General features: G+C 70.5%; 21 protein-coding genes. 17 read left to right on the forward strand and 4 right to left on the reverse strand.

Annotated elements, in window-relative coordinates:
• Nucleotides 1-114 precede the first annotated feature (114 nt).
• The 5 genes from ACX80W_RS02710 (at nt 115) to ACX80W_RS02730 (ending at nt 4552) form a co-directional block, all read left to right on the forward strand.
• Nucleotides 115-858, forward strand: coding sequence for a class F sortase (locus tag ACX80W_RS02710; protein ID WP_459280208.1), 744 nt, complete (start codon nt 115-117; stop codon nt 856-858).
• A gap of 131 nt (nt 859-989) precedes the next feature.
• On the forward strand, nt 990-1559 hold the full coding sequence (locus ACX80W_RS02715; protein WP_459280210.1) for an RNA polymerase sigma factor: 570 nt from the start codon (nt 990-992) through the stop codon (nt 1557-1559).
• A 122-nt stretch (nt 1560-1681) separates the two neighbouring features.
• Nucleotides 1682-2368, forward strand: a complete 687-nt coding sequence (locus tag ACX80W_RS02720; RefSeq protein ID WP_459280212.1) for a TetR/AcrR family transcriptional regulator — start codon at nt 1682-1684, stop codon at nt 2366-2368.
• A gap of 158 nt (nt 2369-2526) precedes the next feature.
• Nucleotides 2527-2994, forward strand: a complete 468-nt coding sequence (locus ACX80W_RS02725; protein ID WP_459280214.1) for a carboxymuconolactone decarboxylase family protein — start codon at nt 2527-2529, stop codon at nt 2992-2994.
• Between the two features lie 190 nt (nt 2995-3184).
• Nucleotides 3185-4552 (forward strand): NAD(P)/FAD-dependent oxidoreductase, encoded by a 1368-nt coding sequence (locus tag ACX80W_RS02730; RefSeq protein WP_459280216.1) that lies wholly within the window; start codon nt 3185-3187, stop codon nt 4550-4552.
• 156 nt (nt 4553-4708) lie between these two features.
• Here ACX80W_RS02730 and ACX80W_RS02735 read toward each other — a convergent pair whose 3' ends face one another.
• The 4 genes from ACX80W_RS02735 to ACX80W_RS02750 all read right to left on the reverse strand — a co-directional run bounded on the left by ACX80W_RS02735 (nt 4709) and on the right by ACX80W_RS02750 (nt 9370).
• A complete protein-coding gene (locus ACX80W_RS02735; RefSeq protein ID WP_459280218.1) occupies nt 4709-6364 on the reverse strand; it encodes an ABC transporter permease in 1656 nt (551 codons plus the stop codon).
• Nucleotides 6361-7263: an ABC transporter ATP-binding protein gene (locus ACX80W_RS02740; protein WP_459280220.1), complete on the reverse strand. Its 903-nt coding sequence runs from the start codon at nt 7261-7263 to the stop codon at nt 6361-6363. The genes ACX80W_RS02735 and ACX80W_RS02740 overlap by 4 nt, the downstream gene beginning before the upstream one ends.
• Before the next feature lie 30 nt (nt 7264-7293).
• Entirely contained in the window at nt 7294-7971 is a 678-nt protein-coding gene (locus ACX80W_RS02745) for a TetR/AcrR family transcriptional regulator (protein WP_459280222.1), read from the reverse strand.
• A gap of 145 nt (nt 7972-8116) precedes the next feature.
• Complete coding sequence (locus tag ACX80W_RS02750) at nt 8117-9370, reverse strand: PrsW family intramembrane metalloprotease (RefSeq protein ID WP_459280224.1); 1254 nt, start codon at nt 9368-9370, stop codon at nt 8117-8119.
• Between the two features lie 96 nt (nt 9371-9466).
• Between ACX80W_RS02750 and pyrR the strand changes: the two genes are divergently transcribed.
• The 12 genes from pyrR (at nt 9467) to metK (ending at nt 22186) form a co-directional block, all read left to right on the forward strand.
• Entirely contained in the window at nt 9467-10054 is a 588-nt protein-coding gene (gene pyrR, locus ACX80W_RS02755) for a bifunctional pyr operon transcriptional regulator/uracil phosphoribosyltransferase PyrR (protein ID WP_459280226.1), read from the forward strand.
• The gene (locus ACX80W_RS02760; protein ID WP_459280228.1) at nt 10051-11082 is read left to right on the forward strand and encodes an aspartate carbamoyltransferase catalytic subunit; all 1032 of its coding nucleotides are present in this window, start codon (nt 10051-10053) and stop codon (nt 11080-11082) included. The genes pyrR and ACX80W_RS02760 overlap by 4 nt, the downstream gene beginning before the upstream one ends.
• Nucleotides 11079-12434 carry a dihydroorotase gene (locus tag ACX80W_RS02765; protein WP_459280230.1) on the forward strand — a complete coding sequence of 452 codons (1356 nt, stop codon included), beginning with the start codon at nt 11079-11081 and terminating at the stop codon, nt 12432-12434. Before ACX80W_RS02760 ends, ACX80W_RS02765 begins: the two co-directional genes overlap by 4 nt.
• A complete protein-coding gene (locus tag ACX80W_RS02770; protein ID WP_459280232.1) occupies nt 12422-12949 on the forward strand; it encodes a PH-like domain-containing protein in 528 nt (175 codons plus the stop codon). The genes ACX80W_RS02765 and ACX80W_RS02770 overlap by 13 nt, the downstream gene beginning before the upstream one ends.
• Nucleotides 12946-14142, forward strand: a complete 1197-nt coding sequence (gene carA / locus ACX80W_RS02775) for a glutamine-hydrolyzing carbamoyl-phosphate synthase small subunit (protein WP_459280234.1) — start codon at nt 12946-12948, stop codon at nt 14140-14142. Before ACX80W_RS02770 ends, carA begins: the two co-directional genes overlap by 4 nt.
• Nucleotides 14142-17453: a carbamoyl-phosphate synthase large subunit gene (carB, locus tag ACX80W_RS02780; protein ID WP_459280236.1), complete on the forward strand. Its 3312-nt coding sequence runs from the start codon at nt 14142-14144 to the stop codon at nt 17451-17453. The genes carA and carB overlap by 1 nt, the downstream gene beginning before the upstream one ends.
• On the forward strand, nt 17443-18333 hold the full coding sequence (gene pyrF / locus ACX80W_RS02785) for an orotidine-5'-phosphate decarboxylase (protein ID WP_459280238.1): 891 nt from the start codon (nt 17443-17445) through the stop codon (nt 18331-18333). Before carB ends, pyrF begins: the two co-directional genes overlap by 11 nt.
• Nucleotides 18334-18432: 99 nt before the next feature.
• Nucleotides 18433-18771, forward strand: coding sequence for an integration host factor, actinobacterial type (gene mihF, locus ACX80W_RS02790; RefSeq protein ID WP_459280240.1), 339 nt, complete (start codon nt 18433-18435; stop codon nt 18769-18771).
• 8 nt (nt 18772-18779) lie between these two features.
• Nucleotides 18780-19349 carry a guanylate kinase gene (gene gmk / locus ACX80W_RS02795; protein ID WP_459280242.1) on the forward strand — a complete coding sequence of 190 codons (570 nt, stop codon included), beginning with the start codon at nt 18780-18782 and terminating at the stop codon, nt 19347-19349.
• Between the two features lie 57 nt (nt 19350-19406).
• Complete coding sequence (rpoZ, locus tag ACX80W_RS02800) at nt 19407-19667, forward strand: DNA-directed RNA polymerase subunit omega (RefSeq protein ID WP_120165450.1); 261 nt, start codon at nt 19407-19409, stop codon at nt 19665-19667.
• Nucleotides 19668-19692: 25 nt separating this feature from the next.
• Nucleotides 19693-20910, forward strand: a complete 1218-nt coding sequence (gene coaBC / locus ACX80W_RS02805; RefSeq protein ID WP_459280245.1) for a bifunctional phosphopantothenoylcysteine decarboxylase/phosphopantothenate--cysteine ligase CoaBC — start codon at nt 19693-19695, stop codon at nt 20908-20910.
• A 61-nt stretch (nt 20911-20971) separates the two neighbouring features.
• Nucleotides 20972-22186: a methionine adenosyltransferase gene (gene metK, locus ACX80W_RS02810; protein WP_459280247.1), complete on the forward strand. Its 1215-nt coding sequence runs from the start codon at nt 20972-20974 to the stop codon at nt 22184-22186.
• The last annotated feature ends 10 nt before the right edge of the window (nt 22187-22196 follow it).

A 22196-nucleotide genomic window follows, 5' to 3' on the forward strand; every position in this document is an offset into this window, starting at 1 on the left:
GGGGGGGGGGGGGAGGGGGAGGGAAACTGGGGGGGGGGGGGGGGGGGGGTGGGGGGGGGGGGTCCCCGAAACACCCCCCCCCCCCGCCCAGCGCACCACCGAGGAACCCAACCCGTGCACCAACAACGAAAATCCCTCGCACTGACCGCGGCGTCGATCGCGGCCGGCGTCCTCACCATCGCGTGTTCGGTGAGTGTATGGTCCTCCCCGGCTGCGCCGCAGCAGGCCTCCGTTGCCGGGCCCGCGGCGGCGCTTACGGGGCAGGCCGCGGGCCCGGCGTCCCCGCCCGTTAGGCCCGAGGCAAATCCCACGCGGAAGCCGGTGGACGCGGCGCCGCCGGCGCCCCCCGCCCCCGTGCTGCCTCCCCCAGGCGAGATCCCCGTCCGACCGGCCGACCCCGCCGGCGAGCCGGCGCCCGTGCCCCCGGTCTCCCTTGCCATCGCCAACACCGACATCTCCGTCGGCGTGGTCGGCGTGGGCGTTGACAGGAACGACGCTATGGAGATCCCGGACAGCTTCTGGGAGGCCGGCTGGTACCGCTACGGGCCAGCGCCCGGCTCGGACACCGGTAACGCCGTCATCGCCGCCCACGTTGACAGCCAGACCGAAGTGCTGCCCTTCGCCCAACTCAGGAAGGTGCAGCCTGGCGCCATTATCACTGTAGGTCTTGCGGATGGACGGTCACTGCGGTACGAGGTGACCGATGTGCGGAACGTGCCCAAGGCTACACTCAACGGTTCCGAGATTTTTCGGCGCGACGGCCCGGCCCAGCTGAAGGTCATCACGTGCGGCGGAAAATGGCTGCCCGAGAAGGGCGATTACGAGGATAATGTAGTCCTCACAGCCTCGCCGCTCTGAACGCGGCATCCTTGCGGTCCCCGCCGCCGAACAGCGAGACTCCCGACGGCTTGAGGGTCGGGAACGGCAGCGGAGGATAGGGCCGTCCGCAGCGCGGTGCTGGGCCCGGCACTGTGCGCTAGGAGCGAAGCGTGACCCCTCCAGCCTTTGAGTGGACGACGCAACTCGACGCCAACTTCTCCGCGGGTGATGAGGATGCCCTGGCCGCCGCCTATCGGCGGTTCGCGCCCCTGGTCTACAAGGTCGCGCTGAGATCCCTTGAGGACCGTGCGGTGGCCGCCGACATCACGCAGGACGTGTTCATGCGGGCGTGGCGGTTCCGGGACAGCTTCGACCCGCAGTTCGGCTCGGTTCCACGGTGGATCCTCGGCATCTGCCGGAACGTCGTCCTTGACAGCCTGTCCGCGAGGAACCGCCAGATCCACCTGGTGGCCCGTTTCCGGATGGCCGGCGAGCCGCGGCACTCATGGAATGCCGCACGCGAAGTCGACGCGGTGACTGACCGCGTGGTCCTGGACACGGAACTCCAGTTGCTGGGGGAACCACGGAGCTCCATCCTGCGGCTCGCCTTCTACGAGGACCTGACGCACCAGCAGATCGCGCTGCTGCTCGACCTCCCGTTGGGGACCGTCAAGAGCCACATCCGGAGGAGCCTCACGCATCTGCGCGGGAGGCTCGGTACGTGGCATGCGGCATCCTGACCTCCACCGGGGAGGTCCCGCGGTGGAGGCGGTCCCGTTCCGCGCGAGCGGAGCGCGCGGCCGGTTCGCCCTGCGGGTGTAAAGTGCAGGGCTACGGAAATCGAGAGGTTCGGGACTTTCCAATGGGTGCATTCAGGGATTCCACGGCCGGCGCGCGGGCGGCCGGTGTCCGGGTGGCGCAGCGCAGCCGGGCCGATCCGGCCCACCCGCTGATTGCTTCCCATGAGGCCGAGGTGCGCGCACGCGTCCTGAAGGCCGCCAGCGCCCTTGTGGACCGCCTGTCCTACGACGCCGTCACCGTGGACGCGGTTGCCCGGGCCTCGGGCGTGAGCAAGTCGACCCTCTACCGGTACTGGCCGTCGCGCCAGCTGCTCGTCCTCGAGGCCTTCACCTACAAGACGAACCTGCTCACCACGGTCGAGGACACCGGCGATGTGGGCCGGGACCTCCACACCTACCTCGTCTCCCTCGCCTACTGCCTCAAGGTGGGCGGGGCGGCCTCGACGGTCGCGAACCTGCTGGCGGAGGCGATCCACAACGAGGAGTTCGCACTGCAGTTCCGGCAGACCCTGCTGCGCGAGCGCCGGCAGGGGTTCCTGGCCATCCTGGGCTGGGGCCAGCGCCGCGGCCAGGTCCGGGACGACGTCGACCTGGTGGTGGTGGTCGACGCCGTCTACGGAGCCCTCCACCACCGGCTCATCGCCACCGGGCAGGACGTCGACGGGCCGTTCCTCAGGGCCCTGACCCGGTTCGCGGTGGACGGGACCGCCACCCCGGCCTACCGGGAGGCCTTCCGGACCCACCACTAGGCGGGCTCCGCTGATCATCGGCCGGCTCGATGGAACGATCGGTGCCACTTCGTCCCATCCATTCGTCCGCCCAGGTGCCCATGCGCGATAGTAGGACCAGCGCGCTGATACGCGCGTCACAAGCGCCGCAACACCTGAGCACCGAAGGAACGGACACCATGACCAGCAAGGCACATCCCCAGCGGACCAATATCGGAACGGAACACCGGGAGCCCTACAAGGCACTGGCGGGGGTGTCGCAGGCAGCGGATAAGGCCGCACTCGAAGAAGGCCTTTCGCCCCTGCTGATCGAACTGATCAAGATCCGTGTCTCCCAGATCAACGGATGCGCGTTCTGCCTCCGGATCCACACCAAGGACGCCCTGGCGAAGGGCGAGAGTGCCGAACGGCTGAGCGTGCTGCCCGCCTGGCGGGAGAGCGGTTACTTCGACGAGCAGGAACGGTCGGCGCTGGCCCTGGCCGAATACATGACCGACATCCGGGACTCCTACCGGAACACCGGACTCTACGAGTCCGCCACCGCGCACCTGACCCCGGGCCAGGTGTCCGCCGTGTCGTGGGTGGCCGTGGTCATCAACAGCTACAACCGCGTTGCCATCAGCAGCGCCTACCAGGTCGACCCCTAACCTTTGACGGCGGGTGCGCCTGGGCGCCCCGCCGTCCGCCGCGGACCGGGGACTTCCCCGGTCCGATACTCCGACCCGCAAGGCCGGCGTTCCGGCCCCGCCATCCGGCGGGGCCGGTTCTTCCGCCCGGGCACCGGCGCTACAGGTGCCCATTTCAGCAGTACCAGAACAAAATTGGAGGCGCATCACAATGCGCAAAATCCTCATCATCGGTGGCGGTTACGCCGGTTTCTATGTCGCCTGGCGGTTGGAGAAGTACCTCCGACCCGGCGAGGCGCAGGTCACGATGGTCGATCCACTGCCCTACATGACGTACCAGCCGTTCCTGCCGGAGGTGCTGGCCGGATCGATCGAGGCCCGGCACAGCGTCATCGTCCACCGCCGGCACCTCAAGAAGACGCGGCTGCTCACCGCGAAGGTCAGCTACCTCGACCACGCCGCGAAGACCGCCACGCTGCTTTTCCCGGACGGGCACGAAAGCAAGGAGACGTACGACTCCGTCGTCGTCACCGGCGGCGCTGTGAGCCGTACCTTCCCGATCCCCGGCGTCGCCGACCAGGCCATCGGCGTGAAGAACATCGAAGAAGCCGTGTACATCCGTGACACGCTGCTGCGCAATATCGACACCGCGGCGTCGCTTCCGCCGGGCCCGGCCCGCGAGAAGCTGCTGACCGTCGTGTTCGTCGGTGGGGGATACGCCGGCATCGAATCCTTCGGCGAGCTGCGGGCCCTAGCCACGGCGACACTGAAGCGCTACCCCGAGCTCAGCCTGGCCGAGACACACTTCCACCTGATCGAGGCGACCGGCCGGATCATGCCCGAGGTGTCCGAGGAGACCGGCAGGTGGGTGCTTCAGCACCTGGCCGCCCGCGACGCGCAGATCCACCTGAACACCCAGCTCGTCTCCGCCGTCGACGGAACGATCCGCCTCTCCACCGGGGAGACGTTCGAAACGGGACTGCTGGTGTGGACCGCAGGGGTCCTCGCAAACCCGGCCGTCGCGCGGCACACCGACCTCCCCATCGACGAACGCGGACGCCTCAGGGCGCGCGCCGACCTGCGGGTCGGCACCGCTGAAGCCCCGGTTGCGGACGCCTGGACGGCCGGAGACATCGCGGCCATCCCCGACCTGTCCGGAGGCGGCGTCGGCGGTTTCACCGTCCCGAATGCGCAGAACGCCATCCGGCAGGGCAAACTGCTCGCGCGGAACCTGCGCCACACCCTGCGCGGAGGTGAGCCGAAGGAGTACTTCCACCGCAACCTCGGCGCCGTGGCGACCCTGGGCCTGGGCTCGGGGGTCTTCCAGTCCGGCCCGGTCGTCGTGAAGGGGTTCCCGGCCTGGCTGATGCACCGCGGCTACCACGTGCTGGCGATTCCGACCTGGGAACGGAAGTGGCGGGTGCTGTGGGGCTGGTGGAACAACCTCTGGCTCGGCCGCGACGCCGCCGGCCTGCGGGGCCTGCAAACCCCGCGCGGTACGTTCGAGGAAGCCGACTCCTACAGCAGGCCTGCGCCGCAGCCGGTTCCGGCAGCGCCCGACGCCGCGACGGCCCGCTAGGCCGCACGCCGGCCCGGGGTATCCGGGCCGGCGTGGCTGCCCGGCCCGGGCGGTCCTCCCGTGGGGCCGCCCGGGCACCGGGCAGAACCCCGGACCGGGCCGGTGGGCGGGGAACGTGGGGTCCTCCACCCGCATGGGCCCCGGCGGTGCGCGGGCCTACGCGCTGAGGTCGCGGCGGCGGAATGCCGCGGCCGCCGCGGCGAGCAGCACGAGGGCGACGGCCCCCATCCACAGCAGCGGACCGCCCTCCAGGGGAACCGACGGGACAGCCGGTACGAGTCCGAAGGGCTCGGCATCGAGCAGGAACTCCGGAAGCCGCAGGATCGGTCCGTAGAGACCGATCACGAGCGAGGAGACCAGGAGCAGCCAGACCCACCACGAGCCCGTCCGCAGCCCGTAGGCCAGGGCCGCCAGGGCCGCGAAAGCCGAGACCAGCGGCAGGTAGGCGAGGGACGCCGCGGTGAATTGGAGCGGCAGGTCCGCGGCCCCGGTTCCCACAGTTGAGGCCGCACCGGCTCCGAGGCCGAAACCTGCGGCGAGCAACAGCACGATGTCCGCTCCAAGGGTGACGGCCAGGTGGTTGAGCAGCAGCCGGACCCGGCCGGCGCCGGCAGCCAGCAGAAGCCCGGCCCGGCCGGAGTCCTCCTCCCAGCGCAGCCGGTGAACCGTGAGAACCGCGTGGACCGCGACCGCCATCGCGAAATACTTCAGGAAGGCCGACAGCGCCGACCGCAGGACGTCCCCGCCCGACGGGCCGCCGATGACCGCGGCGAGCCCGGGCTGGGCCTCGAAGCTCTCGACGATGGCCTGGCCCATCGACCCGGTGAGCAGGGCAAACGTGAAGAGGCCAAGGCACCAGCCGAGGATGCTGCCGCGCTCGGCCCTGTGCACCAGCCCCGCGGGCGTCGCAAGGACCCGGGTGGCACGGCTCCGCCCGCCGCGGGCGGCGAGCAGCCCGGCCCCAAGGTCCCGGCGGGACACCAGCAGGTACGCCCCCAGGCAGAGGAACGCCGCAAGCGCCGGCTCCAGCAGCAACGGCCACCAGCGCAGGTCGACGAAGGTCCGGGTCTGCTGGCTCCACCCGATGGGGGAGAGCCACGACAACGCGCTTCCGCCGATCCGCCGGGCGTCGCCGATCCCGCGGAGCAGGTACGCGAGCCCGAGAACCGCGCCCGCCAGCCCGGTGGCGGTCCGGGCCGTCTGGCTGAGCTGGGAGGTGGCCGCGGCCACGGTGCCGAAGACAACGCCCACGCCGCCGACGCCGAGGGCCAGCGCGGCCGAGTCTGCAGCGGCAAGACCGTTGCCGAGCATCGCGGCCGCCAGGACGGCGGCGACCGCAAGATTGGACACCAGCAGTGCGCCGAGGGCGGCCGTCAGCGGTGCGTACCGCCCGACGACGCCGGCGCGCACCAGCTCGGCGCGGCCGCTTTCCTCCTCGGCCCGGGTGTGGCGGACCACGAGGAACACCGACATGAGCGCCGCGGCGACCGCCAGCAGGCCCAGGACCTCATGGGCGAGCATGGCCCCCAGCGTGTAGTGCTCCAGCCCGTAGCCCGGTCCGGAGAGCAGCGCGGCGGAGGGGTCCTTCATGATCGCCGCCCGGCTCTGCAGGGCCGCCTGGTCGCCGTAGGCCAGGGGGATGACCGCGCCGAAATACCCGACAAGCCCCCCGAGGGCCAGCGCCCAGGCGGCGATCCGGAGCCGGTCGCGCAGGAGGGCGAAGCGGAAGAGCCTGCCCGTTCCGGTGAGGGGGCTGCCGGCGGGCCGGGCCCGCAGCCCTGGGGGCGCGGACACCGGGGCGGCGGCGGTCACGACCTGGCCCGTTCCGCGTCGGGGCTGTACTGGTGGACGAAGAGTTCCTCGAGGGTCGGCGGCGTCGTGGTGAGGCTGCGGATGTCCAGGGGCAGCAGATACCGCAGCACCTCGGGCAGGGCGCCGTCCTCCACGCTGAAGAGCAGGCGCTCGCCGTCCCGCCGGACGTCGTGGACCCCGGGCAGCAGCGACACGCCGGCCGGGTCCCTCCCGCAGACCACGGACACCGCAGCCCGCGCGAGGTGCCGCAGTTCGCTCAGTGCGCCGGACCGCACCGTCCGGCCCTGACGGATGATCGTCACCCGGTCGCAGAGGGATTCGACCTCGGCGAGGATGTGGCTCGAGAGCAGCACCGTCCGTCCGGCCGCCTTCGCCTCCCGGACGCAGTCCTGGAACACCCTCTCCATCAGGGGGTCCAGGCCGGAGGTCGGTTCATCGAGGACGAGGAGTTCGACGTCGCTGGCAAGCGCCGCGACAAGCGCCACCTTCTGGCGGTTTCCCTTCGAATAGGTGCGCGTCTTCTTGCTCGGGTCCAGGTCGAAACGCTGCAGCAGGTCGTCCCGGCGCCTCCGGTCGGCCCCTCCGCGCAGGCTCAGCAGGAGGTCGATGGCCTCACCGCCGGTGATCTTCGGCCAAAGGTTCACATCGCCGGGGACGTAGGAAAGCCGCCGGTGCAGCCGTACCGCCTGGCTCCACGGATCCTCGCCGAAGAGCCGCACCGTGCCGGAGTCCGCCCTCGCGGCTCCGAGCAGGACTCGGATCGTGGTTGACTTGCCGGCTCCGTTCGGGCCGAGGAAGCCGTGGACCTCCCCGGCTTCGAGGGCGAGGTCGAGTCCGTCGAGGGCGCGCACGGCCCCGAAGTTCTTGCTCAATTGCTGCACATCGATGACAGGGTTCACGGAATGCTCCTTGGGGAAGAAGGGCCGGGGTCAACTGGCGGATTCTTCCGGCGGAGGATCCGGGACGTACATCAGGTACGACTCGAGCATCGACCGGTCGGTGGTGAGCCCCTGGGCGAAGAGCTCGAGGGTCGGCATTGCGTGCCGGTCCAGATAGCCGCGCAGGATCGCGGGGAAGTCCCGGGGGTCCTGCGGAGGATGCACGCTGAGATCGAGCAGCACCGAGCCGAACCCCTGCAGCGTCAGGCAGCGGGCGCGGGCCCTTTCGTTGCGCGAGGGCCGGATCGTGCCGGCCTGGACCCCTTCGGCGAGCCACGCCTCCACCTCCTCGGCGAAGTGGTCGAGGAAGGATCCGGCGGCGGAACCGCCCTCCTGCAGGCAGCGGATCGCGTAGGCGAGGAGGTGGGCCGATTCCTCGACCGTGGCCAGGCCCACGAGGCTCTCCGACGGCGGCCCGCCCACGGCGTGGCGTTTGTAGGAGCGGATCTGCTCGAGGACGTAGTCGTCGCAGGCCTCCCTGAGGCCGTTTTTCGAGCCGAAGTGGTGAAGGACCAGGGCGGGACTGACCCCGGTCTCCCGGGCAATGGCGCGCAGCCCCACCCGGAACCCGTCGCGTCCGAACAGCCGGACCGCGTCATCGCGGAGACGGGCCCGGGCCGTCCGGTCCTCGGACCGGTCCGCGCCGATTGGGACACCGGCTGAACGCATGTTCAGCATGCTAATCACCCGCACAGGCCGGTACTAGGGCCGAAAGGACCGGTTCCGCAGCGCACCCGCACACCGGCCGGAACGGTGGGGAGCACGGGGTGTCCGGCACGCGCGGGGGCGGGCCGGACGGGCCGCCGGTCAGGCCTCAGGGCCGGGCCGTGGAGGCTCGACTGAACACCCGTGCCCGGTGCTGCGCGGCCGAATCCAGGAGTGCCCGTTCCTCGGCGGCATGCCTGCCGCCGGGGCGGCCGTTGACCATCCGCTGGCGGGTGAACGCGAGCCGGGTGGAGGCCTGGATGAATGCCTTCATCTCGCTCCGGGCTCCGAAGCTCCCGGCCCAGGCCAGGGCCTGCGTCCGGCCCGGGCGCGTGGCCAGCATTGACACCTCCTGCGGGGTGAACCAGCCGGCGTCCACGTAGTCGCCCAGCCGGGACTCTGTCAGCCGTCGTTCCGCCCGCCGGATCAGCACGACCGCGACGACCGCCAGGCAGAACAGGGGCACCTGCACCAGCAGGTAGAAGGAGAAGAAGTCGTTGAACAGCAGCACCGTGCCCCCGTTCCAGAGCATGTGCCCGGCGATGGCGGGAACCAGGCCCACGACGAAGGCCGGCAGCACCCGGGCCGAACCGCCTCCGCGGCTGACCGCCCCGCCCACGACGAAGCCCAGCGCGGCGGTGAACATCACGTGGGCGAACGGGGAGAACAGCCCCCGGAGCACGAAGACCCCCACGACGGCGGCCACGTTCCCCGCCTCCAGGACCGCCGAGCTGAAGTAGAGGATGTTCTCCGTGAAGGCGAAGCCCGCCGCCACGGTGCCGGCATAGACGATTCCGTCCACCGGCCCGTCGAAGTGGCTGCGCCGGGAGTAGACGAGGACCAGCACCCCGAGGCCCTTTGCGAACTCTTCGACCACCGGCGCCTGAAGGACCGGGCCGAGAATGTCGGTCGGGGTGGAGTCCAGGGCGACGCTCAGGACCCCGAGGACGTAGTTCCCGAGCACCAGGGTCACCACAACCGAAATGCCGGCGCCCCACAGGAACGCGAACAGCAGCGCACCGCGCGGCTCCGGATCCCAGCGGTCGATCCAGCCGAGGCCGAGGGCGCAGATTCCGAGCGGCACCAGCGCCAGGACCGCGCAGAGAACCAGCGCCGCCGTGCCGAGTGACTGTGAGAGGAACCAGACGAGCGCGGCGAGCACCAGGGCCGTGATGAGCAGCAGGACCGCATTGAGGGCACCCGCCCCACGCCGCACCGGGCGGTCCCAGACCGGAGGCGGGGGAGCGGGCCGGTCCCACGGGGGAGCCGGCGGGGCCGGGTGCTGGGTGGAGGCCTCCCACCAGCCGGGGCCCTGCAGGCGGGGGCGGCCGGAACGGGGGCCGGAGGGGTCGTAGAGCGACATACGCCAACATTATTCGCACCTCCTCCTGTGATAGTTTTGACAACGCAACCAACCTTTAAATGCCGTCCTGTGAGGCGGGGAAGGAGGAAGCGTGATATGACCGTGCCCGCACCGCATGCCGGAGCCGCACCGCGCGTTGTTCTCGCCGAAGCCGATATAGACCGCGCACTTACCCGCATCGCCCACGAAATCCTCGAAGCGAACAAAGGCTCCTCCGACCTTGTGCTCCTGGGGATCCCCCGCAGGGGCTACCCGCTCGCCCAGCGCCTCGCCCGCCGCATCGGCGCCGTCGATCCCGCCGTGGACCCCCGGGCCATCACCGGCCAGCTGGACGTGACGATGTACCGGGACGACCTCCAACGCAACCCGACCAGGCCGCCGCGGGCCACCCAGCTGCCGCCGTCGGGCATCGACGACAAGGTGGTGGTCCTCGTCGACGACGTCCTGTACTCGGGGCGGACCATCCGCGCGGCCCTCGACGCGCTGGCCGACCTGGGCCGGCCCCGCATCGTGCGCCTCGCCGTCCTCGTCGACCGGGGGCACCGGGAGCTGCCGATCCGCGCCGACCACGTCGGAAAGAACCTTCCAACCTCCTCCGCGGAGCGGGTCCGCGTGCACCTCGAGGAGATCGACACGGCCGCGGGGCGGCCCGTGAACGAAGTGGTCATCGAGGGCGGCGCGTGAAACACCTCCTCTCCACCCTTGACCTTCCGCTGCGCCACGCACTGCGCCTGCTCGACACCGCCGAGGAAATGGCGGCGGTCGGCGAGCGCGAAATCAAGAAGCTGCCCGCCCTGCGCGGGCGGACGGTGGTGAACCTCTTCTACGAGGATTCAACCAGGACCCGGATCTCCTTCGAGGCGGCCGCCAAGCGCCTCTCCGCGGACGTGATCAACTTCGCCGCCAAGGGCTCCTCGGTGTCCAAGGGCGAATCGCTCAAGGACACGGCGCAGACCCTCGAGGCGATGAGTGCCGACGCCGTCGTGATCCGCCACCCCGCCTCCGGCGCCCCCGCCCGCCTGGCCGCCTCGGGCTGGATCGACGCGGCCGTCCTGAACGCCGGCGACGGGACCCACGAACACCCGACCCAGGCGCTGCTCGACGCGTTCACGCTCCGCCGCCACTGGGCCCAGGTCGCCGGCACGGCCTCTCCCGGCAGCGACCTGACCGGCATGCGGGTCCTGATCGTCGGGGACATCCTCCACTCGCGCGTCGCCCGCTCCAACGTGTGGCTCCTGAAGACGCTCGGTGCGGAGGTCACCCTGGTGGGCCCGCCCACCCTCCTTCCGGTGGGGGTCGACGCCTGGCCCTGCACCGTGCGGTACAACCTCGACGAGGCCCTCGCCGAACGGCCCGACGCCGTCATGATGCTTCGGCTGCAGGCCGAACGGATGAACGCGGCGTTCTTCCCCTCCACCCGCGAGTATTCGCGGCGCTGGGGGTTCGACGACGCACGCCTCGCGGCGCTCGACGCCCTCGGACTCGGGGACACCGTGGTGATGCACCCCGGACCCATGAACCGCGGCCTGGAGATCTCGGCCGCTGCGGCGGACTCGGTCCGCTCCACCGTCCTGGCGCAGGTGCGCAACGGCGTCTCGGTGCGCATGGCGGCCCTCTACCTGCTGCTCGCCGGCGGCGACCACGGCGACCCGCCTGAGCCGCCCACCCCCAACCACCTCCTACTTTCCCCCTCGAAGGAGCCCGCAGCATGACCGGTGCAGAACCGACACCCGGAAACGGGTACCTGATCCGCCGTGCCTCCCCGCTCGGCGGACCCCGCCAGGACCTGCTCATCCGGGACGGACGCATCGCCGGGGTCGGCCCCGGCGCGCTTCGGGGCCCCGGAACCACGGTGATCGACGCCGACGGGCTGATCGCCCTGCCCGGCATGGTCGATCTCCACACCCACCTGCGCGAGCCCGGCCGCGAGGACGCCGAAACCGTCGAGACCGGATCCCGCGCCGCCGCGCTGGGCGGATTCACCGCCGTGCACGCCATGGCCAACAGTTCGCCCGTGGCGGACACCGCCGGCGTCGTCGAACAGGTGTACAGCCTCGGGGAGCGCTCGGGCTGGGTGGAGGTCCGCCCCGTCGGCGCCGTCACCGTCGGCCTGGCCGGCGAACGGATGGCCGAACTGGGCGCGATGGCCGAATCCCGCGCCACGGTCCGCGTCTTCTCCGACGACGGCATCTGCGTCTCCGACCCGGTCCTCATGCGCCGCGCCCTCGAGTACGTCAAGGCGTTCGACGGGGTGATCGCCCAGCACGCCCAGGAGCCCCGCCTGACCGAAGGCGCCCAGATGAACGAGGGGACCGTCTCCGCCGTCCTCGGCCTGACCGGGTGGCCGGCCGTCGCCGAGGAGAGCATCATCGCCCGCGACGTCCTCCTGGCCCAGCACGTGAACTCCCGGCTGCACGTCTGCCATGTCTCCACCGCCGGGTCGGTCGAGATCCTGCGCTGGGCCAAGGCCCGCGGCATCCGCGTCACCGCCGAGGTCACCCCCCACCACCTCCTGCTCACCGACGACCTCGTGCGCAGCTACAACCCCGTCTACAAGGTGAACCCGCCGCTGCGCACCGCCGACGACGTACAGGCCCTGCGGGCCGCCCTCGCCGACGGCACGATCGACGCCGTGGGCACCGACCACGCCCCGCACCCCAGCGAGCACAAGGACTGCGAGTGGGCCCAGGCCGCCATGGGCATGACCGGCCTCGAGACGGCGCTGTCGGTGGTCCAGCACGCCATGGTGGAGACCGGCCTGCTTGACTGGGAAGGCTTCGCCCGGGTGACCTCCACCCGGCCCGCGGAGATCGGACGGCTGGCCCACCAGGGCAGGCCGCTGGCGGAGGGCGAGCCGGCCAACCTCATCCTGGTGGACCCCGCGGCACGGTGGACGGTCGACCCCGCCAAGATGGCAACCATGGGGCGCAACAGCCCCTTCGCCGGGCTTGAACTGCCCGGCCGGGTCCAGGCGACGTTCTACCGCGGCCACCCCACCGTCCTCGACGGCGCCCTCAACGCGCCGCTTTCCCCGGCTGCAAAGGAAACTGCGTGGACTGGCTAGCCCCCCTCAGCCTCACCCTGCTCATTGTCGGCGGCGTCTTCGCGCTCATGGCGCTGGGCTGGCGCAACCGGCTGCGCCGGCAGTCGGCGGTGCCCGCCCCGCCGGCGGCGCCGGAGGATCCCGGTCCGGTGCTGTACCGCACGGAGGGCCAGTACGTCGCCACCACCACGGCCGGCGACTGGCTCGACCGCATCGCCGTCCACGGCCTGGGCGTACGCTCCGAGGCTGTCGCCACCGTCCACCCCGACGGCGTCCTCCTCGCCCGCCGGGGCGCCCCCGACGTGTATGTGCCCCGCAGCGACCTCACCGGCGTCCGTTTCGAGTCGGGCATGACCGGCAAGTTCGTCGAGAGGAACGGCCTGGTCGTGCTTTCCTGGCGGCTCAACGGCGAAGGGGTCGACACCGGGTTCCGCACCCGCCACGCTACCGACAAGGCCCAACTTCTCGCGGCGGTCGCCGCCCTCACCCCGGGCACCCCGCCCCCGAACAATCCCGAAGGCAGGAACTTTCAGTGAACGAACCCTCCACGTCCCCGTCAGCGGCGGTGCTCGTCCTCGAGGACGGCAGGTCCTTCCGCGGCCGCAGCTACGGCGCCGAGGGCACGGCCCTCGGCGAAGCGGTCTTCGCCACCGGCATGACCGGTTACCAGGAGACCATCACCGACCCCTCCTACGCCCGGCAGCTCGTCGTGCAGACCGCGCCCCACATCGGCAACACCGGGGTCAACGCCGACGACGCCGAATCGCGCCGGATCTGGGTCGCCGGCTACATCGTGCGCGACGCCGCCCGCCGCCCCTCCAACTGGCGCTCCGAGCTGAGCCTCGATGCCCAGCTCCGCGACCAGGGCGTCGTCGGCATCGAGGGCGTGGACACCCGCGCGGTGACCCGGCACCTGCGCGAGCGCGGGGCGATGAAGGCAGGGATCTTCTCCGGCCCAGCGGCCGCGCTGCCCGCCGCCCAGCTGCTGGAGCAGGTCCAGGCGCAGCAGTCGATGGCCGGAGCGCGCCTGGCCGAGGAAGTCAGCGCCGAGGCGGTGTACACGGTCGAACCGGCCGACAACGGCTGGGAGGGCGAGCCCCGGTTCACCGTCGCCGCCCTCGATTTGGGCATCAAGACCATGACGCCGAAGCACTTCGCCCAGCGCGGGGTCCGCACCGTCGTCTTCCCGGCCGACACCTCCTTCGAGGAGCTCACCGCGGCCGGCCCGGACGGGGTGTTCATGTCCAACGGGCCCGGGGACCCCGCCACCGCCGACGTCCAGGTGGAGCTGCTGCGGAGGGTCCTGGAGCGGGGGATCCCGTTCTTCGGCATCTGCTTCGGCAACCAGATCCTCGGGCGGGCCCTCGGCTTCGGCACCTACAAGCTCCGCTACGGCCACCGCGGCATCAACCAGCCCGTGCTGGACCGGCGCACCGGCAGGGTCGAAATCACCTCCCAGAACCACGGCTTCGCCGTCGACGCCCCGCTCGACGGCCCGGTCGAGGCCCCGCACGGCGGCTTCGGCCGCGTCGAGGTCAGCCACATCAGCCTCAATGACAATGTGGTCGAGGGGCTCGCGTGCCTCGACCTTCCCGCCTTCTCCGTCCAGTACCACCCCGAAGCGGCCGCCGGACCCCACGATTCGGCCTACCTTTTCGACCGCTTCATCGACCTGATGGCTGCCGCCGGGCAGCGCACCTCATCGAGCACCCCCCAGGAAGAGAACTGATGCCCCGCAGAACCGACCTCAAGAGCGTCCTGGTCATCGGCTCAGGCCCCATCGTGATCGGGCAGGCCGCCGAATTCGACTACTCCGGCACCCAGGCCCTGCGCGTGCTCAAGGAGGAGGGCCTGCGGGTCATCCTCGTCAACTCCAACCCGGCGACCATCATGACGGACCCGGAGTTCGCCGACGCCACCTACGTCGAACCCATCACCCCCGAGGTGGTCGCCAAGATCATCGAGAAGGAACGCCCCGACGCGCTCCTTCCCACCCTCGGCGGGCAGACCGCGCTGAACACCGCCATCGCCCTGGACAAGAACGGAATCCTCGAGAAGTTCGGCGTCGAGCTGATCGGCGCCAACATCGCCGCGATCGAGCTGGGGGAGGACCGGGAGAAGTTCAAGGGCGTCGTGGAACGCTGCGGTGCCGAATCGGCCCGCTCGGTCATCGTCCACACCCTCGAGGAGGCCCTCGCCGCGGCCGGGGACCTCGGCTACCCCATGGTCGTGCGGCCCTCCTTCACCATGGGCGGCCTCGGCTCCGGCCTGGCCTACACCGAGGCGGACCTGCGCCGGATCGTCGGGCAGGGCCTCCAGTACAGCCCGACCAGCGAGGTGCTGCTCGAGGAGAGCATCCTGGGCTGGAAGGAGTACGAACTCGAGATGATGCGGGACAAGAACGACAACGTCGTTGTGGTCTGCTCCATCGAGAACTTCGACCCGGTCGGGGTGCACACCGGTGACTCCATCACCGTGGCCCCGGCGCTGACCCTGACGGACCGGGAGTACCAGCGCCTGCGCGACATCTCCATCGCCGTCATCCGCGAGGTCGGCGTCGACACGGGCGGGTGCAACATCCAGTTCGCCATCGAACCCTCCACCGGGCGCGTCGTCGTGATCGAGATGAACCCGCGCGTCTCGCGGTCGTCCGCGCTGGCCTCCAAGGCCACCGGCTTCGCCATCGCCAAGATCGCCACCAAGCTCTCCCTCGGCTACACCCTCGACGAAATCCCGAACGACATCACGCAGAAGACGCCGGCCTCCTTCGAGCCGACCCTCGACTACGTGGTGGTGAAGGTGCCCCGCTTCGCCTTCGAGAAGTTCCCCGCCGCCGACACCACCCTGACCACCACCATGAAATCGGTGGGCGAGGCCATGGCCATGGGCCGGAACTTCACCGAGGCGCTGCAGAAGGCGCTGCGCTCCCTCGAGCAGAAGGGCTCCCAGCTCTCCTTCGCCCCCGTTCCGGCCGAAGAGGTCCCCGGCCTGATCGAGGCGGCGAAGCGGCCGACCACCGAACGGCTCGCCCAGGTTCAGCGCGCGCTGCTGGGCGGGGCCACCATCGAGCAGCTGCACGAGGCCACGGGGATCGACCCGTGGTTCCTCGACCAGCTGGTGCTGCTCAACGAAACGGCCGAACTGGTGAGGACGGCCCCGAACCTCAGTGAGGACGTCCTGCGCCTCGCCAAGCGCCACGGGTTCTCCGACGAGCAGATCGGCGCCCTGCGGCACATCCCCGACGCCGTGGTGCGCGGGGTCCGGCACGCGCTCGGCGTGCGCCCGGTCTTCAAGACCGTCGACACGTGCGCGGCCGAATTCGCCGCCTACACCCCGTACCACTACTCCTCCTACGACGAGGAGGACGAGGTGGCCGACCACGCCCAGCCCTCGGTGATCATCCTCGGCTCCGGTCCCAACCGGATCGGGCAGGGCATCGAGTTCGACTACTCCTGCGTGCACGCCTCCATGGCGCTGCGCCAGGCCGGGTACGAGACGGTGATGATCAACTGCAACCCCGAGACGGTCTCGACCGACTACGACATCTCCACCCGCCTGTACTTCGAGCCGCTCACCCTCGAGGACGTCCTCGAGGTGATCGCCGCCGAGGAGCGCACCGGGGGAGTGATGGGCGTGTTCGTGCAGCTCGGCGGGCAGACCCCGCTGAAGCTCGCCCAGGAACTCGCCGACGCCGGGATCCCGATCCTCGGCACCTCGCCGGAGGCCATCGACCTGGCCGAACACCGCGGTGCGTTCAGCCGGGTGCTCGACGCCGGCGGGCTGATCGCCCCGAAAAACGGCACCGCCGTCTCTTTCGAGGACTCCAAGAAGATCGCCGACGAGATCGGCTACCCCGTCCTGGTGCGCCCCTCCTACGTGCTCGGCGGCCGCGGCATGGAGATCGTGTACGACGAGCCGAACCTCTCGCGCTACATCGCCAATGCCACCGAGATCACCCCCGACCACCCGGTGCTGATCGACCGGTTCCTCGAGGACGCCATCGAGATCGACGTCGACGCCCTCTACGACGGCACCGAGATGTACCTGGGCGGGATCATGGAGCACATCGAGGAGGCCGGCATCCACTCCGGCGACTCCGCCTGCGTGCTGCCGCCGATCACCCTGGGTGCCGACGTCCTCGAACGGGTGCGGACGGCGACGCTGGCCATCGCCGAGGGGGTCGGGGTGCGCGGGCTGATCAACATCCAGTTCGCCCTGGCCTCCGACATCCTCTACGTCCTTGAGGCGAACCCGCGCGCCTCCCGCACTGTGCCGTTCGTCTCGAAGGCCACCGGCGTGCAGCTCGCCAAGGCGGCGGCCCTGATCGGGGTCGGGGTCAGCATCGCCGAGCTGCGGAACGACCACCACCTGCTGCCGCTTCAGGGCGACGGCGGGTCGCTGCCCTTCGACGCCTCGGTGGCGGTCAAGGAAGCCGTGCTGCCCTTCAGCCGGTTCCGCACCCCCGAAGGGGTCGTCGTCGATTCCCTGCTCGGCCCCGAGATGCGCTCCACCGGCGAGGTCATGGGCATCGACCGGTACTTCGACACGGCCTTCGCCAAGAGCCAGGCCGCGGCGAACGCGGCCCTGCCGACCTCGGGCAAGGTCTTCGTCTCCGTGGCGAACCGGGACAAGCGCTCGATCATCCTGCCGGTCAAGCGCCTCGTCGACCTGGGCTTCCAGATCGTCTCCACCGGCGGCACCGCCGATGTGCTCCGGCGCAACGGCATCAGCGCCACCACGGTGCGGAAGGTCGCCGAGGGCGCCGGGGCCGACGGCACGGGCACCGTGGTCGACCTGATCACCGGCGGCGGCATCGACATGATCATCAACACCCCCTCCGGCGGGCAGGCGCGCGGCGACGGTTACGAGATCCGTGCGGCGGCCACCTCGTACGGGCTTCCCGTCGTCACCACCATCCCCGAGGTCGGGGCGGCCGTGCAGGCGATCGAGGCAATGCGCTCCTTCGAATGGTCGGTGACCAGCCTCCAGGAACACGCGGCGAACCTGCGCGCCTCCACGGAGGCCCAGCATGCCTCCTAGCACCGGCACCCGCCCCGCCGGCGCGCCCCGCGAACCGTTCGGGGTGCGCCTCGCGGCCGCGCGGCGGCGCCGCGGCGGCCTGTGCATCGGGATCGACCCGCACCCGGCCCTGTTGGCGGCCTGGGACCTGCCGGACAGCCCGGCGGGCCTTGAGCGGTTCTCCCTGGCGGCCCTGGAGGTCCTCGGCCCGGAGGCGGCCGCCCTGAAACCGCAGGTGGCCCTGTACGAGCGGCACGGCTCCCGGGGCATGGCCGTGCTCGAGACGCTGCTGGCCCGGGCGGCGGAGCAGGACGTGCTCACCATCGCCGATGCCAAGCGGGGCGACATCGGCTCAACGATGACCGCCTACGCCGAGGCCTGGCTGGGGGAGGGCTCCCCGCTGGCCGCCGACTCGGTGACCCTCAATCCGTACCTCGGATTCGAAGCGCTGCGCCCGGCCCTCGAGCTCGCGGCGGCCACCGGCCGGGGCGTGTTCGTCCTGGCGCTCACCTCGAACCCCGAGGGCGCCTCCGTGCAGCACGCCGGCGGGTCGGATTCGGTGGCGCGCAGGATCGTGGCGGCCGCCGCCGCCGAGAACCGGGCGGCGCAGGCGGCCGGTGCCCCCGGGTCCGTCGGCCTGGTCATCGGGGCCACCGTCGGCGACGCGGTCCGGTCCCTGGGCCTTGGGCTGGACGCGCTGAACGGACCGATCCTGGCCCCGGGCGTGGGCGCGCAGGGCGCCGGGGCGCGGGAACTCGAGGAGAGCTTCGGCGCCGCCCGGTCCCTGGTCCTGCCGACGTCAAGCCGGGCCGTCCTCGCGGCGGGCCCGGATCCGGCACGGCTGCGGGAGGCCGCCCGCTCCGCCCGGCGGGAACTGGATCCGCTCGCGGCAGTGGATTGATTTTGGGCCGAGCGAGGCGATAGGTTCAAAGCCAGCCCATTCCACAAGACCAGCGGTGACCGGCACTTCTCCGGCTGCCGTCTACTGCAGGGAGCACTTGTGAGCCTGAAGCCTTTGACGGACGTCGAACGAACTCAGGCCCGGAAGAAGGCCACCGCCGCGCGGGCGGCGCGCGCCGAAATCAAGTCAAGGCTCAAAGCAGGTAAAGTCTCAGTAGCGGAAGTCATCCAGAGCAGCACCGATGACGAAGCCGTGGGGCGTCTGAAGGTGATCGACCTGCTCAAGGCCCTCCCGGGCGTCGGAGACGTACGGGCGGCGGCCATCATGAGCGCCGTCGGCATCGCCCCCACCCGCCGCGTGCGCGGGCTGGGCGTCCACCAGCGCAAAGCGCTCATTGACCATTTGAACGATCAAAACCCTGGCTCTGCCAGTAAGTGAGGAACTACGTGTCGAAGCCTCGGCTGACAGTACTGGCCGGGCCAACGGCCGTGGGCAAGGGAACCGTTTCAACCTACATCCGGGACAACTATCCCGACGTGTGGCTTTCGGTCTCGGCCACGACCCGGCCGCCACGCCCCGGCGAGGTCCACGGGGTCCACTACTTCTTCGTCTCACCGGAGGAGTTCGACGGCCTCGTGGCGGACGGCCAGCTGCTCGAGTGGGCCGTGGTCCACGGCCGCAACCGGTACGGCACCCTGCGCAGCACCGTCCAGGAGGCCCTGGACGAGGGCCGGTGCGTGCTCCTGGAGATCGACCTGCAGGGTGCCCGGCAGGTGAAGGAGACGATGCCGGAGGCCAATTTCGTGTTCCTCGCCCCGCCCACGTGGGAGGAACTGGTCCGGCGGCTGATCGGCCGCGGCACCGAAACCACCGAGGAACAGCAGCATCGGTTGGAAACGGCTAAACTGGAACTTGCCGCCGAACCGGAGTTTGACCACACCGTGGTCAATGACAGTGTCGAACACGCGGCTGACGAGCTTGTTTCGCTGATGGGACTGCGCCCCCTGCAGCGCTAAAGCGCAGGCCATGAATAAGTAGCAGCTCAAGTAACGCCTATCTTTTGGAGTCATTCCGTGTCAACACAGCCCGAAGGCATCATCAACCCGCCGATCGATTCGCTCCTTGAGGCATCGGACTCGAAGTACGCCCTGGTGATCTACGGTGCCAAGCGCGCACGCCAGATCAACGCCTACTACTCCCAGCTCCACGAGGGGCTCTTCGAGTACGTCGGCCCCCTGGTCGACACCCGCCTGAACGAGAAGCCGCTGTCCATCGCCCTGCGCGAGATCGATGAGGGCATGCTCGTCGCGGCCCCCATGGAGCAGGCCGAGTAACGGCTTCGACGGGCAGGATTCGAACGTGAGGATAGTCCTCGGCGTTGGAGGAGGGATCGCGGCGTACAAGGCCGCATCCCTCCTCCGCCTCTTTACCGAGGCGGGCCACGAAGTCACAGTCATCCCAACGGAGAACGCCACCAAGTTCGTCGGCGCGGCGACCTGGGAGGCCCTGTCCGGCCGCCCCGTGAGCAACAGCGTCTTCGACGACGTCGACAAGGTCAACCACGTGCGGCTCGGGCATGAGGCCGACCTGATCGTCGTCGCCCCGGCGACGGCGGACATCCTTGCGCGCGCCGCCGCCGGGCTGGCCAACGACCTGCTGACCGGCACGCTGCTGATGGCCTCCGGGCCGGTGTTTATGGCCCCCGCCATGCACACCGAGATGTGGCGGCACGCCGCAACCACCGCCAACGTCGCCCTCCTGCGCTCCCGCGGGGTCCAGGTGATGGAGCCGGCCACCGGGCGCCTCACAGGGTCCGACTCCGGACCGGGACGGCTCCCCGAACCCGCCGACATCTTCGCGGCCGCACTGGCTTTCCACCGCAGCCGCACCGGGATCCCCGGCCCCCTGACCGGGCGGACCGTCACCATCACCGCCGGCGGCACCCGCGAGCCGCTGGACCCGGTGCGCTTCCTGGGCAACCGCTCGTCGGGAAAGCAGGGGATGGCGCTGGCCGAGGCGGCGATGGCCGCCGGCGCGGCGGTGCACCTCATCGCGGCCGCCATCGAGGTGCCGCCCCCGGCCGGGGTGCGGCTCACCCGGGTGGAGACCGCACTGGAGCTGCGCAGCGCCGTCCTGGACTCCCTCCCGGAATCGGACGTGCTGATCATGGCCGCGGCCGTCGCCGACTTCCGCCCGGCCGAGATGGCCGGATCGAAGATCAAGAAGACCGACGACGACGCCGAGCCCCTCCTTCACCTGGTGCGCAACCCCGACATCCTCCACGAAAGCGTTCTCCGGCGCGCCGGATCGGCCGGCCCGGCGGTGATCGTCGGCTTCGCCGCCGAAACCGGCGACCCCGACACCGACCCGCTGACGCACGCCCAGCTGAAGCTCAAACGCAAGGGATGCGACCTGCTGGTCCTCAACGTCGTGGGCCGGGACCTGGTCTTCGGCGCCGACACCAGTGCCGCCGTCATCCTCGCCGCCGACGGCACCGAAGCCCTTCCGGTCGAGGGCACCAAACGCGAGGTGGCCGAGGTGGTCCTCGCCCGCGCCGCAGCGCTGCTCGACACCTGAGCCCGCGGCGCCCTGTTACGCCGCCCGCATCCGCAGTACCCGAACCAAGTAGAGTGAGCACGTGAATCCTGCCAGCCCCAATCCCGCCGCGCTGCGGCTTTTCACCTCCGAATCGGTCACCGAGGGACACCCCGACAAGATCTGCGACCAGATCAGCGACGCGATCCTTGACGCAATGCTCCAGGCGGACCCTGATGCCCGGGTCGCCGTGGAAACCCTGGTGACCACGGGCCTGGTCCACGTGGCCGGTGAGGTGACCACCGAGGCGTACGTGGAGATCCCCGAGATTGTGCGCAACACCATCCTCGGCATCGGCTACGACTCCTCGGCCAACGGCTTCGACGGCGCCCGGTGCGGTGTCTCGGTGTCCATCGGCCAGCAGTCCCCGGAGATCGCCTCGGGCGTCTTCCGCTCGCTCGAAGTGCGTGAAGGAAAGGGCCTCGACCCCTACGACGCCCAGGGCGCCGGCGACCAGGGCATCATGTTCGGCTACGCCAGCGACGAAACCCCCGTGCTCATGCCCGCACCGATCTGGCTGGCCCACCGGCTTTCCGAGCAGCTAACCGCGGTCCGCAAGGACGGCACGCTTCCCTACCTGCGGCCCGACGGCAAGACCCAGGTCACCATCGGCTACGACGGCGACCGGCCGGTCTCCGTCGATTCCGTGGTCATCTCCTCCCAGCACGCCGCGGAGGTCTCCCTCGAGGAACTGCGCGCCGACCTGGTCACGCATGTCATCGATCCGGTCCTCAAGACCTCCGACCTCGACGTCTCCTCCGTGCGGCACATCCTCAACCCGGGCGGCGCCTTCGTCATCGGCGGCCCCGTCGGCGACGCCGGCCTGACCGGGCGCAAGATCATCGTCGACACCTACGGCGGCAGCGCCCGCCACGGCGGGGGAGCCTTCAGCGGCAAGGACCCCTCAAAAGTCGACCGGTCCGCCGCCTACGCGATGCGCTGGGTGGCCAAGAACGTCGTCGCCGCCGGGCTGGCCCGCCGCGCGGAAATCCAGATCGCCTACGCGATCGGGATGGCGCAGCCGGTCGGCATCTACGTCGAGACCTTCGGCACCGAGACCGTCGACCCCCTGGCCATCGGAAAGGCCATCCGGGAGATCTTCGACCTGCGCCCGCTCGGCATCATCAACGGCCTTGACCTCAAACGGCCCATCTACCAGAAGACCGCCGCCCACGGACACTTCGGCCGCGAGGGCGAGGGCTTCAACTGGGAGCTGACCGACCGCGTCGACAAGCTGCGGAGCTACTTCAACGCCTGATCGGCGGCAT

The sequence above is a fragment of the Arthrobacter melezitosi genome (assembly GCF_054511055.1).

Coding starts and splice junctions, on each gene's coding strand:
- ACX80W_RS02765 (WP_459280230.1), top strand. CDS start 11,079: ATGACCGGTGCAGAACCGACACCCGGAAACGGGTACCTGATCCGCCGT.
- pyrF (WP_459280238.1), top strand. CDS start 17,443: ATGCCTCCTAGCACCGGCACCCGCCCCGCCGGCGCGCCCCGCGAACCG.
- carB (WP_459280236.1), top strand. CDS start 14,142: ATGCCCCGCAGAACCGACCTCAAGAGCGTCCTGGTCATCGGCTCAGGC.
- ACX80W_RS02725 (WP_459280214.1), top strand. CDS start 2,527: ATGACCAGCAAGGCACATCCCCAGCGGACCAATATCGGAACGGAACAC.
- ACX80W_RS02730 (WP_459280216.1), top strand. CDS start 3,185: ATGCGCAAAATCCTCATCATCGGTGGCGGTTACGCCGGTTTCTATGTC.
- pyrR (WP_459280226.1), top strand. CDS start 9,467: ATGACCGTGCCCGCACCGCATGCCGGAGCCGCACCGCGCGTTGTTCTC.
- ACX80W_RS02720 (WP_459280212.1), top strand. CDS start 1,682: ATGGGTGCATTCAGGGATTCCACGGCCGGCGCGCGGGCGGCCGGTGTC.
- ACX80W_RS02750 (WP_459280224.1), bottom strand. CDS start 9,370: ATGTCGCTCTACGACCCCTCCGGCCCCCGTTCCGGCCGCCCCCGCCTG.
- ACX80W_RS02745 (WP_459280222.1), bottom strand. CDS start 7,971: ATGCGTTCAGCCGGTGTCCCAATCGGCGCGGACCGGTCCGAGGACCGG.